Below are 12,969 nucleotides of genomic sequence, written 5' to 3'. Positions count from 1 at the left end.
CGGAAGAGGAAACGCGGAAGAGCATGCTCGGTGTGCATACGAACGCCGCCGGCAGCCTTCGTACGCGCGCAGCATGACAGGCACAGAGTTAACGGCGCGTTATTGATGAGCTTGGCCCCCACCCCGGCGCTGGGATGGGGGCCAAACTGACAGAGGTTACTTGACGACCAGGTTAATGATCCGCCCCGGCACGTAGATCTCCTTGACCACCGTCTTGCCCTCGATAAAGCGGGCCACGTCGGCATTGGCTTTGGCGGCGCTCAGGGCTTCCTCGGCCGTGGCGGTCTTGGAGATGGTGACCTCGCCGCGCACCTTGCCGCTCACCTGCACGCCCAGGGTCACGCTGTCGCGGGTGGCGGCCTGCTCGTCCACGGCGGGCCAGCTCTGGGTGTGCACGCTGCCGGCCCCGCCACGCTCGGTCCAGATTTCCTCGGCGATGTGGGGCACGATGGGGGCCAGCATCAGGTTGAAAATATGCAGGGCCTCGTCCCAGGCGGGCGTGCCGTACACCGGCGAACGCTTGGCCTTCACCAGGGTGTTCGTCAGTTCCATCAGCGCGGCCACGATGGTGTTGAAGCTCAGGCGGTCAAAGTCGGCCCCCACTTTCTTCAGGGTGCTGTGCACCGCGTAACGCAACTCGGCGTCGGTGACTTTCTCGGCGGGGCCCACCGGGCTCTCCTCGAAGTACAGGTTCCACACGCGCCCCAGCCACTTGGCCGGTCCGTTGATGCCCTGCGGGTCCCAGGGGCCGCCCAGTTCCCACGGCGCGATAAACAGCAGGTAGGTGCGCACGGTGTCGGCGCCGTACTCGCGCACCAGATCGTCGGGGTCCACCACGTTGCCCCGGCTCTTGCTCATCTTCTCGCCGTCCTCGCCCAGAATCATGCCCTGGTTGCGCAGCCACGCAAACGGCTCGGACTGCGTGGTCAGGCCCATGTCGCGCATCACCTTGGTCCAGAAGCGGCTGTACAGCAGGTGCAGAATGGCGTGCTCAATGCCGCCCGTGTACAGGTCCACCGGCAGCAGGTCGGCCTTGGCGGGGTCAAAGGGGTGCGCTTCGTCCTTCGGGCTCAGGTAGCGGTACATGTACCACGACGAATCCACGAAGGTGTCCATGGTGTCGGTGTCGCGCTCGGCCTCGCCGCCACAGACGGGGCAGGCCGCGCGCATCCACTCGGCATTCAGCTTCAGCGGGCTCTGGCCGGTGGGCGTGAAGGCCACGTTGTCCGGCAGGCGCACCGGCAGTTCCTCGGCGGGAACGGGCTGCGCGCCGTGCTCCGGGCAGTACACGATGGGAATGGGCGTGCCCCAGTAGCGCTGGCGGCTGACCAGCCAGTCGCGCAGGCGGTAGGTCGTCTTGGCCTTCGCCACGCCGCGCGCTTCCAGCTGCTCGGTGATCGCCGCAATGCTGGCCTTGCCCCCGGGCATGCCGTCAAACTCGCCGGAATTCACGATCTGGCCCTCGCCCACGTAGGGCTCGGCCGCGTCGTCGGCCATCGCCGCGCCGCCTTCGGGGCGAATCACTTCCCTGATCTCCAGGCCGAACTTCTTCGCAAAGGCGAAGTCGCGCTCGTCGTGGGCGGGCACGGCCATGATCGAGCCGGTGCCGTAGGTGACCAGCACGTAGTCCGCCACCCAGATCGGCAACTGGTGGCCGGTGATGGGGTGCGTGGCGAACGAGCCGGTGAACACGCCGGTCTTCTCGCCCTCCTGCTGGCGCTCCACATCGGTCTTGCGGCCAGCGGCGGCCACGTACGCCTCCACGGCCCCGCGCTGCTCGTCGGTGGTCAGGGCCGGGACCTTGGCGTGCTCGGGGGCCAGCACCATGAAGGTGGCGCCCATCAGGGTGTCGGGGCGGGTGGTGAACACCGTCTCGGGGCCGGCGGGGGTGTCAAAGGTCACTTCTGCGCCCACCGATTTGCCGATCCAGTTGGTCTGCATCAGGCGAACTTTTTCCGGCATGTCCGTCTGGGCAAAGTCCAGCAGTTCGTCGGCGTAATCGGTGATTTTCAGGTACCACTGGCTCAGGTTGCGCTTTTCCACGGGGGTGCCGCAGCGCTCGCAGGCGCCGTTCACCACCTGCTCGTTGGCCAGCACGGTCTGGTCCTTGGGGCACCAGTTCACCAGGCCGCCCTTCTTGTAGGCCAGGCCGCGCTTGAAGAACTCGGTGAAGAACCACTGGTTCCAGCGGTAATACTCCGGGTCGCAGGTGGCAAAGGCGCGGCTCCAGTCAATCATGGTGCCCATGCGCTGGAACTGCCCGGTCATGTATTCAATGTTGCGGTAGGTCCAGCCCGCCGGGTCCACGTTGTTCTTGATCGCCGCGTTCTCGGCGGGCAGCCCGAAGGCGTCAAAGCCCATCGGAAACAGCACGTTGTGCCCGCGCATCCGCATCCAGCGGGCCCGCGCGTCCGGCGCCACATTGGCGTACCAGTGCCCAATGTGCAGGTTGCCGCTGGGGTAGGGGAACATGGTCAGCGCGTAGAACTTCTCGCCCGGCGCGTCCTCATTGAAGGTGTACAGGCCTGCCTTGGCCCAGGCGTCCTGCCACTTGCCTTCAATGGCGTGCGGGTTGTACCGCTCCATACGCGGCTCCTGAATGTTGATGCTGGATTCGTTTGTCTGGGTCATGGCATGGCTCCTTGGGAGGTTGAACGGAGAAGGGTGATCGTTGATGGAGAAGGGCGCGGGCGCATGGGGTTGTCCATCAACCTTCAACCATCCCCCCTCAACAAAAAAAGCGCCCCGGCACGCAACCGGGGACGCTCGAACATAGCGGCTGGGCTAGTCGAGGCGTCCCCGGGTGGTAAGCGCAGAGCGGATCATGGGGGCAGTGTAGCGCATGAGCGTGGGGGCCGCGCTAGCGAACTGGCGTACTGCCCACATGGACCAGGGTGCCGGCGCCCCGGTGTTCCGCGATGTACAGCACGCGTTCCTGCCCCCGTGTCAGGACCACTTCCAGCTGCACGCCGTCGTCGGGGCGGGTGGTCAGGCGGGCAAAGCCAGCGTCTTCCAGGCGCTTCAGCACCGCCTCGGGCTGCCAGTCGGAGAACAGGTACTGCTCCAGGCGGGTTTGCCCGGCGCGGACCTCGGCGCGCACGCTGCGCGATTCGGGGCAGGTGGGGGTGGCGCCGGCAGGCATGGGGGCCACACCCCACACCTGCCCGGGCTGCTCGAAGCAGTACAGGGCGCCGCGCCAGCGGGCCCCCGACGCCCACCACACGGCGCCGGCACACACGAGAAGCAGGGCCACCAGGGCGGGCAACACACGCGGCATGGTGGCAGCCTAGCCCACCGCCGGGCCGGGGCCCCAGGGCCAGGCGCTCCCGGCAGATGTGGGAACCAAGGCGTATGGCCCCCGGTACTGTAAAGAGATGGAACGACCTGATGTCTGGACCCGCGTGCGGGCCACCTTGCGCGGTGAGCAGAACGCCGAAACCCTCTATGCCTACCGCCGCGCCGGGGCCACCGTGCACGAGCTGCTGGACGCGGCGGAGCGGCGCCGCTTTGAGCTGGCGGCAGCCGGGGTCAGCCCCTTTGCTATGGCCAAGCCGGTGGGCCTGGAGCTGGCCAGCATCTGGAACGCCTTTGCCCTGCAAACCCTAGGCGACCGCATGCTGCAGGCCGATGAAACCGCCGACCCCGGCACCGTGGGGTTCGTGCCCCCCGTGACCTTCGGGCAGGTGCAGGGCTACTACGAACAGGTGCAGCGCTGGCTGGCCTACGCCAGTCAGGCCGCCCACGACCCGGGCTTTTCGTTGCCGGCGGGCACCCTGCCGGCGCCGCTGCCAGCGTGGTCGCCCGTGGAGCCCTGCCCGCGCCCGCACCTGGACGCCATGATGGCCGCCCTTCAGGCCATGCGCCTGCACGCCGAGGCCGTGATGCACGAGCTGGAAAAAGCCACGCCCGAGGCCGACGCCCAGAAACTGGCGCGCCTACGCGGGCAGGTGGCCCAGGCCCTGAGTAAGGGCGACTACGCCGCGCGCATGTACACCCCGGGCGCCAGTCAGGCGCTGCACGAGCAGATCGAGGAACACGCCAAGGCGGCGGTGGAAGAGCTGTACCGCGTGGGTCAGCTCATCAGCTACCCGGCCCTGCTGGACCAGCAGCGCAGCCTGCGCCAGACCCCGGCCCAGCCCAACGTGGTCCCGGTGGCCCTGCCGGGCGAGCCCGGGTTCGATCCCTGGATCATGACCGATCCTTCGGCCGCGCCGCACCTGCGCCGGGACACCCGCGCCGGGCAGGTGATTGCCGAGATGTGGGCCCTGGACCCCAACCCCCGCGAGAGCGTGGGGCTGTGGCAGGACATCCAGGCGGCCATGAAACGCGGCGACGTGCGGTACGCGCACTATGCCAGCGGCCCCCGGGTGGGCCACTACTTCTGCACACCCTGGGCCGCCATCTACGAGGCGGTGCGCCCCGTGGTGATCGGGGCCACCCCGGTGCCGCCCAAGCAGCGCTTCACCATCGAATGCGCCGCCGAGGGCGTGCGGGTGGGCTATCCCTTCAAGCGCGAGGTGGTGCTGGGTGACTTCCGCCCGGCCCAGCTGGACTACTGCGACCCCGACGCCCCGCCCCCCCACGACGACTGATACGGCCGGACAGGTCCGTTCCATGCAGGACAGAACCGGAGGGTCCCCGCCTGCGGCACTCTTCCCGCCCACTGCCCGGAACCCCATGTTCGTTCCTTCGCTGCTCCGCTCCTCCGCGGGTCCCTCCGGTCGGAACAGTCCCTCACGCGGTCCGGCATTCTTTGGAAGCCGTCTGAGCTGACACAGGGGAACCGGGCGCAGGCCAGCTGGCGTGGACCAGCATGGGAGAAGGCCGCGTGGCGGGCGGCCCCCCTTCTGGCTACACTGCGCCTCACATGCAACGTTCTTCTCGCCGGGCGCGGTGGTGGCCGCGCGTTTTGCTGGGCCTGGGGCTGCTGGGGCTGGCCCTGGCCGGGCTGGTCTATGCCCTGACCGATCACCCCCGTTCCGTGCAGGCCGCCGAACTGACCTGCCCGGCGGGCACGCCCACCCTAAAGGTCGGGCAGCCCGTGAAGGTCCTGAGCTGGAACGTGCAGTACCTCGCCGGACGCGGGTACGTGTTCTTCTACGACACCCTGGCCGGTGATGGCCCCGACACCCGCCCCACCCCCGACAGTCTGGCCCGCACGCTGAACGAGGTCACGGCCGTGATCCAGGCAGAAAACCCCGACCTGATCCTGCTGCAAGAGGTGGACCGGGGCAGCAAGCGCACGGACTACGCCGACCAGCTGGCGCAGCTGCAGGCGCGCCTGGGTGGGGCCTATCCCTGTGCCGCCAGCGCCTACTACCACCGCGCGGCGTTCGTGCCGCACCCGAAGATCATGGGCAAGGTGGGCCTGAGTCTGGTGACCCTCAGCCGTTACCGCCTGGACACGGCCACCCGGTACGCCCTGCCGCCCATCTGCGGCGATCCGCTGACGGTGGCGTTCAACTTCAAGCGCGCCGTGCTGGGGGTCACGCTGCCGGTGGCGGGCGGGCGGCCCCTGACCGCCTACCAGACGCACCTGGACGCCTTTGCCCAGGGCTGCGACACCATGGAGCGGCAGGTGGCGGCGGTACAGGCGCGCCTGCGCGACACGCCCGGCCCCTGGATCATGGGCGGCGACTTCAACCTGCTGGGCACAGCCGGGGCCTACGCCCGCCTGCGCGAGCGGGAACGCGCCTACTTCAACCCCCAGACCGAACTGAAACCCCTGATGGACGCCTACGACGCATTCCCGAACGAGGCGCAGATTGACACGGGCGAGTCCCGCTTCTTCACCCACTTTCCCAACGACCCGGCCGTGGGCCGCCCCGACCGCACCATTGACTACTTCTTCTTTTCACCCGGCCTGCGCCACACCGCCGACCGCATCCGCCAGGACCAGCCCAAGATCAGCGATCACTTTGCCATGCTGACGACGGTGGCGCCCTGAGGGGCGGTGAGGGTTGAACGTTGATGGTTGATAGAAAAAACAGGGGCAGAGGCGAACGCGCTTCTGCCCTTTCACCATCAACCTTCACCCATCTTCCATCAACGGCCTTACTCCTGGCTGGTGATAAACGGCAGATTCCGGTCAAACTGGGCGCGGTCCAGGCCGTAGCCGTACACAAAAGCGTCGGGGATGGTAAAGCCCAGGTACTCCACGGGGATTTCTACCTTGCGGCGGCTGGGTTTGCTGAGCAGCGCGGCGATCTTGAGGCTCTTGGGGCCGCGGCCCTCCAGGTAGTGCAGCAGGTAGTTCATGGTGATGCCGGTGTCCACGATGTCTTCCACCAGAATGACGTGGCGGTCACTGATGGGAAACTGGAGGTCCTTGACGATGCGCACCTCGCCGCTGGACTGCTTGGCGTTGCCGTACGAACTGGCCTGCAGGAAATCAATGGTGCAGGGCATGTTCAGGGCGCGCACCAGATCGGTGTGGAACATAAAGGCGCCGTTGAGCACGCAGATCAGGTGCGGTTCCAGGCCACGGTAGTCCTCGCGGATTCGGGCGGCAATCTCCTGAATGCGGGCCTGAAGCTGCTCCTGCGTGATCTGAACGGGGCCGTTGCCGGGGGCGAGAGTCATACCTGCTCAGGCTAACACGGGGCGCGCCCCGCGCTATCCTCGCCCGCATGACAGGGGGGGGCGTGGGGGCAGAACTGGACTTTTCCCGGGTGCCGGGGGTACTGGGGCGCATTGTGGCCGAGCGGGTGGCCGATTACCGGGCAGCCGACCCGGTCCTGGGCGCGGCCCGGCCAGCGGCGCGGCGGTTCGAGGCGGCCCTGCGCGGCCCCGATCTGGCCCTGATTGCCGAGGTCAAGCGGGCCAGCCCCAGCCAGGGGGCCATTGCGCCCCTGGACCCGGCGCAGGCGGCGCGGGCCTACGAAGCTGGCGGCGCGGCGGCCATCAGCGTGCTCACCGAGCCCCGGCACTTCAGCGGCGACGCCCAGGCCCTGCGCGACGTGGTGGCCGGCGTGGCCCTGCCCGCGCTGCGCAAGGACTTCGTGGTGCATCCGGCCATGCTGCGCGAGGCGGCCGACTGGGGCGCCTCGGCCGCGCTGCTGATGGTGAGCGTGCTGCACGAGGCCACGGGCGAGTTTCTGGCGCAGGCCCAGCATCTGGGGCTCGACGCCCTGGTGGAAGTGCACGACGAACGCGAACTGGACCTCGCGCTGGAAACCGGCGCCCGCATCATCGGGGTGAACAACCGCGACCTCACCACCCTGCACATTGACCTGGCGGTGAGCCCCCGCCTGATCCGCCGGGCCCGCGAGAAAGGCTTTGAAGGCGTGCTGGTGGCCGAAAGTGGCTACCGCACCCCGGCCGACATCACTGGCGTGCGCGGCCTGGCCGACGCCGTGCTGGTGGGCACCAGCCTGGCGGGCAGCGGCGACCTGGAACGCGCCGCGCGCGACCTGATGGCCGGGGTGTGAGCCTGGGCGCCTCGCTGACCCTGCTGGGCACCGGGGACAGCAAGGGCGTGCCGCGCTTCTGATGCGCCTGTGCAGTGTGTACCGAAGCCCGCCAGACCGGTATCAACCGCTGCCGTACCGCGACCCTGCTGCGTGTGGGGCCGCCGACGGCGCTGCTGGACGCCGGACCCGACACGCACGCGGCGCTGGCCGGCCTGGAACGCCCCCTGGTGCCGGACACGGTGCTGCTGCCGCACGCCCACAACGACCATGTGCTGGGCCTGGGCGACCTGCTGGACGACGTGCGCTACGGGGGGGCACCCTGCCAGTGTCTGCCCCGGCCAGCGTGATTCCCGCGCTGCGGGGGCGCTTTGGCTCCGCCTTCCGGGTGCGCTCGCCCGTGCAGGCGTGGCCGGAGGAGGGGGTGTGGGTGGGGGCCCGGTGCGGGTGAGCGCCTTTGGGGTGCCGCACGGGGCCAACGGCCAGAGCCACACCCTCCGGCTGGACGGCCCCGGCTGGGCTGCCGCCTTGGTGACGGACGCCATTGACGTGCCGGACGAGGTGGCCGCCCGCTGGCTGGCCGGCCTGGACCTGCTGGTCCTGAGCACACCTTTTGCCGATGAATCCGCCCAGCCCCACACCCGGCGCAGCGTATACGACGTGCGCGAGGCCCTGGCCCCCTCCCGTGGGCGCATTCGGCGCGGCGGGTGGTGCTCAGCCACCCGTCGCATGGGGTGGACGTGCGCGACCCGGCCCTGCTGCCCGCCGGCTGGCGTTACGCCCACGACGGCCTGTGCCTGCCACTGCCTTGACCAGGTTCTGCTCACGGTGGCTGAGGTCAGACGCCCGCCTCTGCAACATGCTGGAACCGTCGCCCGTCTCTTGCTCCACTGCCCTGTCTCCCTGCCCGTAACCGCCTCACTTTTTGAGGACGAAATTCACCGCAGGGGACTCTACACTGTCCCTTCGATGACGGCCGCTGCCCACCCCCCCCGCTACCTGCGCTGGTTGATTCTGGGGGGCGCGGCGCTGCTGCTGATCGTGGTGGCGCTGCAGCCAGAGGTCCGCGCCTTTCTGGGCCGGGGCTACGCCGCGCTCACCAGCAGCGACCCCCAGGTCACACACGCCTTTGTGTCGGGGCTGGGGTGGGCGGGGCCGCTGGCCCTGATCGCGGGCTTCGTATTGCAGGCGGTGCTGCCGGTGCTGCCCGCCCTGGTCATGACGGCCGTGACGGCGCGCGCTTACGGCCCGCTGGAAGGCTTCGTGATCGTGTACGTGGGCACGCTGCTGGGCGCGGCGGCCGGCTACGGCCTGGGGCGCCTGGTGGGCGATACCCTGGTGCGCACCCTGGCGGGTGAGCGGGCGCGGCTGGCCGCCCACGCCTTTGCCGAGCGCCACGGCGTCCAGGGCGTGCTGATGGTGCGCCTGATGCCGGTGCTCTCGGCCGACGTGATGAATCTGGTGGCGGGGGCTGCCCGCATGGGGTTCCGGCCCTTCATGCTGGCAACCGCTGCTGGGGCGCTGCCCGTTACGGCCCTGGTGGTGTGGCTCAGCGGCAGTGGTCAGCGGCTGATGTGGGGTCTGGGCCTGCTTTCGGCGGTGGTGGGGGCCGTGGCCCTGGGGCGCTGGTGGCTCTCACGCCGCGCGGGGGCTGGGCGCCGCGATGAGGGTCCGGTTAGCGAAGAGGGGACAGGCGCCGAATCGACTCCGGGCAACGCTGGTTGAGCGCCTCGCCGCTGTCCCAGGGGATGATCGTGGTGGGCAGCTGGCCGTCTCACAACGGAAGCAAAAGATGCCCCGGCTGTCTGCAGCAATCCAGAAAGCCAGAGGCACCACGCCCCAGGCTGGCATCGGCCGCCCCTCTCATGCCGGCCCCGAGGGCACCACAGACATCCCCGGACCCCTCCTTCGCCCCGGCTGGGCGCCCCTGGTAGACTGGGCGGCAGAACGTGTCGCGGCTCACCGAGGCACGGCAGGAGGCTCATGACAGGGAACACGACAGGCGCGCCCGCCTCGGCTTACGAGCGCTCGGGGGTCAGTATTGATGCCGGGCACCGCGCAGTGGAACTGATGAAGGGGGCGGTGGCCCGCACCCACACGCCCCAGGTGCTGGGCGGCCTGGGCGGCTTTGGCGGGCTGTTCCGCGCCGCCTTTGGGCACATGGAGGACCCCGTGCTGGTGGCCAGCACCGATGGCGTGGGCACCAAGACCAAGGTGGCGGTGCGCACCGGGCAGTTTGCCGGCCTGGGCGCCGACATCGTGAACCACTGCGTGAACGACATTCTGGTGCAGGGCGCGCGGCCCCTGTTTTTTCTGGACTACGTGGCGATGGGCAAGCTGCTCCCCGAGCGTGTGGCCGAGGTCGTGACCGGCGCTGCCCAGGCCTGCGAGGCGCTGGGCGTGGCCCTGCTGGGCGGCGAAACCGCCGAGATGCCCGGCGTGTACGTGGAAGGCGAGCTGGACATCGTGGGCACCATCGTGGGTGTGGTGGACCGCCCGGCGCTGGTGAGTGGCCGCCGCATTCAGGCCGGGGACCGCGTGGTGGCCCTGCCCAGCGCGGGGCTGCACACCAACGGCTTTTCCCTGGCCCGCATGGCGCTGGACGACCTGAACTGGCAGGAGGCCCGCGCCGATCTGGGCGGCCAGACGCTGGCCCAAGTGCTGCCGGTGCCGCACCGTGCGTACCTGCACGCGTACGACGCCCTGCAGGCGGCGGGCGTGGACGTGCGCGGCATGGCGCACATCACCGGGGGCGGGCTGGTGGACAACCCGCCGCGCGTCTTTCCCCAGGGGATTGGTATGCAGGTGGACCTGGGCTCGTGGACGGTGCCCCCGGTCTTTGAACTGATTGTGGCCCGGGCGCAGGTGGCGCGCGAGGAAGCCTTCCGGGCCCTGAACATGGGCGTGGGCTTCCTGTTCATCGTGCCGGCGGCCCAGGAAGCGGCGGCGCTGGACACCCTGCGCGCAGCGGGCGAGCAGCCCTGGGTGATTGGCGAGATGGTGCCGGGCCAGGGCGTGAGCTTCCGGGGCGCGTCTTGACCCAGCGACCGGCCAAACTGGCCCCCACCGGGTTTGCGGCCCCCGACCGCGCCAGCGCCACCGAGTTCTGGGTGGTGCGCCACGGCGAGAGCACCTGGAATGCCGATGGCCGCTACCAGGGGCAGGCGGACGTGCCCCTGAGCCACATTGGCATTCTGCAGGCCGCCAGCCTCGCTGAGCGCCTGACCGGCCAGACCTTCGACGCGGTGTACACCAGCGACCTGCAGCGGGCCTCGCGCACCGCCGAGATCGTGGCCGAGCGCCTGGACGGGGCCCCGGCGCCGCAGACGCACCCAGGGCTGCGCGAGATTGACGTGGGCGAACTGTCGGGGCTGGTGATCACCGAGATTCGGGCGCGTTACCCGGCCTACCTGCAAGCCCTCTCTACCGAACCCTGGAGCACCCGGCGCCCCGGCGGTGAGAGCATGGAAGACCTGTATGCCCGCAGCGGCGCGGCCTTTGGGGCATTGCGGGCCCGCCACCCCGGCGGGCGGGTGCTGGTCTTTACCCACGGCGGCGTGGTGCGCGTGGCGGTGGGGCTGGCCCTGGGCGGCGTGCCCGCCAACGCCTGGGCCCGCCTGAGCGTGTCCAACACCTCTATTACCCGGGTGCTGCTGGGCGAGGGCAGCGGCATGCTGCTGGGCTTCAACGACGACGCCCACCTGGAAAACCTGCTGGAAGCCACCGAAGCCGACGACGTGCTGGGCCAGGCGCCCTGAGTCCGGCCCGCCGCGCCGTGGCCTGCCCCCGTGCTGGGGAAGGCTACGGCGCCGCCCCTTTGGGATGCGGTTCAATCCTGCATGGCGTCCCAGATCGTGGGGACCCGCCGTGGGCCTCGCGCAGGCTGGGGGTGTGCGCTGCGGCGTGGGGTGGGCGGGTGGGCCGCCGCATCCCCTGGACCGGCCCGCAGCGAAAGGAACGACCATGACCACCCTGCCTGCCTCCGCCGCCGCTCCTGCGCTTCCTGTTCCCGCGCCCCTGCCCCGCATCATTCAGGGCGGCATGGGCATCGCCGTGTCCGATTGGCAGCTGGCCCGCACCGTGTCGCAGCACGGCGGGCTGGGCGTGGTGTCCGGCACCGGCATTGACACGGTGCTGCTGCGCCGCTTGCAGGACGGCGACCCCGGCGGGCATCTGCGCCGCGTGCTGGCCACCTTTCCCAACCCCTTGCTGGTGCAGGCGTGCCTGGGGCGGTTTTTCCGCCCGGGGGGCCGGGCGCCCGGCGAACCCTATGCCCGCCTGCCGCTGCCGTCGGCTGGCCGCTACCGCGACGCCTGGGAGATGACCCTGCTGGGCGCCTACGCCGAGGTGGCCCTGGCCCGCGAGGGGCACGCGCAGCCGGTGGGCCTGAACCTGCTGACCAAGCTGCAACTGCACACCCTGCCTGCTCTGTACGGCGCCCTGCTGGCGGGGGTGGACACCGTGATCATGGGCGCCGGAATTCCCCGTGACATCCCAGGCATTCTGGACGCCCTGGCCGCCGGGCAGCCGGCCACGCTGCGGCTGGACGTCAGGGGCGGCGAGGCCCTGCCCCTCACCTTTGATCCGGCCGACCTCGGGCTGCCCCGCGTGCCCCTGGCGCGGCCCCGGTTTTACCCGGTGGTGTCCTCGCATGTGCTGGCGGGGGTGCTGGCGAAAAAGGCCAGTGGGGCGGTGCAGGGCTTCATCGTGGAGGGGCCCTCGGCGGGCGGGCACAACGCGCCGCCGCGCGGTCCCCTGACCCTGGACGGCCAGGGCCAGCCGGTCTACGGGGAGCGCGACGCCGCCGACCTGGGCGCCATGCGCGCGCTGGGGCTGCCCTTCTGGCTGGCGGGGGGCTACGGTACGGCCGCAGGGCTGCAGGCGGCACTGGCCGCTGGGGCGACAGGCATTCAGGTGGGCACCCTCTTTGCCTTTGCCCAGGAATCTGGCCTGCGCGCCGACCTGAAGGCAGACGTGCTGGCGCGCGCCGCCCAGGGGCCGCTGGCGGTGTTCACCGACCCGCAGGCCTCGCCCACCGGCTTTCCCTTCAAGGTGGTGGCGCTGCCCGGCACCCTGGCCCAGCCCGAGGTCTACGCCGCCCGCACCCGGGTGTGCGATCTGGGCTACCTGCGCGAGGCCTACCGCACGGAGCAGGGCGGCGTGGGCTGGCGCTGCCCCGCCGAGCCGGTGGCGGCCTATGTGGCCAAAGGCGGCGAGGCGGCCAGCACCCAGGGCCGCAAGTGCCTGTGTAACGCCCTGCTGGCCGACGCCGGCTACGCCCAGGTGGGGCGCGGCGCCCAGCCCGAGCCAGGGCTGCTGACCAGCGGCGACGACCTGGGCGCCCTGCGAGACTGGGCCCCCGGGTACCGCGCGGCAGACGTGCTGCGCTTGCTGGGCAGCTGATACGACTTCCGAAAAACGCCGTCACGTGTGGCGGCGTTTTTCCGACCGGAGGGACGCGCAGAGCTGCGAAGCAGAGAAGGAAAAAGGACGAATCTCCGGGAATTGAAGGAACATCCAGTTCTTTTCTGGGTGTTCCGGAAATGGACGGCAGTTCGTA

Annotated in this window: 11 protein-coding genes; 8 read left to right on the top strand and 3 right to left on the bottom strand. The window is 70.0% G+C overall.

What is annotated here, in order from left to right; translation table 11 throughout:
- Positions 1 to 156: 156 nt before the first annotated feature.
- Positions 157 to 2,631: a leucine--tRNA ligase gene (gene leuS / locus K7W41_RS15130; protein ID WP_224610158.1), complete on the bottom strand. Its 2,475-nt coding sequence runs from the start codon at positions 2,629 to 2,631 to the stop codon at positions 157 to 159.
- 229 nt (positions 2,632 to 2,860) lie between these two features.
- Positions 2,861 to 3,277 (bottom strand): hypothetical protein, encoded by a 417-nt coding sequence (locus tag K7W41_RS15125; protein ID WP_224610156.1) that lies wholly within the window; start codon positions 3,275 to 3,277, stop codon positions 2,861 to 2,863.
- 97 nt (positions 3,278 to 3,374) lie between these two features.
- Here K7W41_RS15125 and K7W41_RS15120 point away from each other — a divergent pair, with 97 nt between their 5' ends.
- Together K7W41_RS15120 and K7W41_RS15115 are read left to right on the top strand one after the other, a co-directional pair.
- Positions 3,375 to 4,592, top strand: a complete 1,218-nt coding sequence (locus K7W41_RS15120; RefSeq protein WP_224610154.1) for a hypothetical protein — start codon at positions 3,375 to 3,377, stop codon at positions 4,590 to 4,592.
- Between the two features lie 275 nt (positions 4,593 to 4,867).
- Positions 4,868 to 5,947, top strand: coding sequence for an endonuclease/exonuclease/phosphatase family protein (locus tag K7W41_RS15115; protein WP_224610152.1), 1,080 nt, complete (start codon positions 4,868 to 4,870; stop codon positions 5,945 to 5,947).
- A 107-nt stretch (positions 5,948 to 6,054) separates the two neighbouring features.
- Here K7W41_RS15115 and hpt read toward each other — a convergent pair whose 3' ends face one another.
- Complete coding sequence (gene hpt / locus K7W41_RS15110; RefSeq protein WP_221088421.1) at positions 6,055 to 6,582, bottom strand: hypoxanthine phosphoribosyltransferase; 528 nt, start codon at positions 6,580 to 6,582, stop codon at positions 6,055 to 6,057.
- Between the two features lie 47 nt (positions 6,583 to 6,629).
- Here hpt and trpC point away from each other — a divergent pair, with 47 nt between their 5' ends.
- The 6 genes from trpC (at position 6,630) to K7W41_RS15080 (ending at position 12,812) form a co-directional block, all read left to right on the top strand.
- Positions 6,630 to 7,430: an indole-3-glycerol phosphate synthase TrpC gene (trpC, locus tag K7W41_RS15105; protein ID WP_224610150.1), complete on the top strand. Its 801-nt coding sequence runs from the start codon at positions 6,630 to 6,632 to the stop codon at positions 7,428 to 7,430.
- A 74-nt stretch (positions 7,431 to 7,504) separates the two neighbouring features.
- The gene (locus K7W41_RS15100; protein WP_224610148.1) at positions 7,505 to 7,759 is read left to right on the top strand and encodes an MBL fold metallo-hydrolase; all 255 of its coding nucleotides are present in this window, start codon (positions 7,505 to 7,507) and stop codon (positions 7,757 to 7,759) included.
- Between the two features lie 619 nt (positions 7,760 to 8,378).
- Positions 8,379 to 9,134 (top strand): TVP38/TMEM64 family protein, encoded by a 756-nt coding sequence (locus K7W41_RS15095; RefSeq protein WP_224610146.1) that lies wholly within the window; start codon positions 8,379 to 8,381, stop codon positions 9,132 to 9,134.
- A 258-nt stretch (positions 9,135 to 9,392) separates the two neighbouring features.
- Positions 9,393 to 10,448, top strand: coding sequence for a phosphoribosylformylglycinamidine cyclo-ligase (gene purM, locus K7W41_RS15090; RefSeq protein WP_224610144.1), 1,056 nt, complete (start codon positions 9,393 to 9,395; stop codon positions 10,446 to 10,448).
- Positions 10,445 to 11,167, top strand: a complete 723-nt coding sequence (locus K7W41_RS15085) for a histidine phosphatase family protein (RefSeq protein ID WP_224610142.1) — start codon at positions 10,445 to 10,447, stop codon at positions 11,165 to 11,167. The genes purM and K7W41_RS15085 overlap by 4 nt, the downstream gene beginning before the upstream one ends.
- A gap of 205 nt (positions 11,168 to 11,372) precedes the next feature.
- Positions 11,373 to 12,812: a nitronate monooxygenase gene (locus K7W41_RS15080; RefSeq protein WP_224610140.1), complete on the top strand. Its 1,440-nt coding sequence runs from the start codon at positions 11,373 to 11,375 to the stop codon at positions 12,810 to 12,812.
- Positions 12,813 to 12,969: the final 157 nt, after the last annotated feature.

The sequence above is a fragment of the Deinococcus multiflagellatus genome (assembly GCF_020166415.1).
GTDB lineage: Bacteria > Deinococcota > Deinococci > Deinococcales > Deinococcaceae > Deinococcus > Deinococcus multiflagellatus.
This window is presented reverse-complemented; position numbering and strand designations above follow the sequence as displayed.

Excerpts from the sequence above, each read along its gene's own strand:
- leuS (WP_224610158.1), bottom strand. The coding sequence starts at position 2,631 with ATGACCCAGACAAACGAATCCAGCATCAACATTCAGGAGCCGCGTATG.
- K7W41_RS15125 (WP_224610156.1), bottom strand. The coding sequence starts at position 3,277 with ATGCCGCGTGTGTTGCCCGCCCTGGTGGCCCTGCTTCTCGTGTGTGCC.
- K7W41_RS15120 (WP_224610154.1), top strand. The coding sequence starts at position 3,375 with ATGGAACGACCTGATGTCTGGACCCGCGTGCGGGCCACCTTGCGCGGT.
- K7W41_RS15115 (WP_224610152.1), top strand. The coding sequence starts at position 4,868 with ATGCAACGTTCTTCTCGCCGGGCGCGGTGGTGGCCGCGCGTTTTGCTG.
- hpt (WP_221088421.1), bottom strand. The coding sequence starts at position 6,582 with ATGACTCTCGCCCCCGGCAACGGCCCCGTTCAGATCACGCAGGAGCAG.
- trpC (WP_224610150.1), top strand. The coding sequence starts at position 6,630 with ATGACAGGGGGGGGCGTGGGGGCAGAACTGGACTTTTCCCGGGTGCCG.
- K7W41_RS15095 (WP_224610146.1), top strand. The coding sequence starts at position 8,379 with ATGACGGCCGCTGCCCACCCCCCCCGCTACCTGCGCTGGTTGATTCTG.
- purM (WP_224610144.1), top strand. The coding sequence starts at position 9,393 with ATGACAGGGAACACGACAGGCGCGCCCGCCTCGGCTTACGAGCGCTCG.
- K7W41_RS15080 (WP_224610140.1), top strand. The coding sequence starts at position 11,373 with ATGACCACCCTGCCTGCCTCCGCCGCCGCTCCTGCGCTTCCTGTTCCC.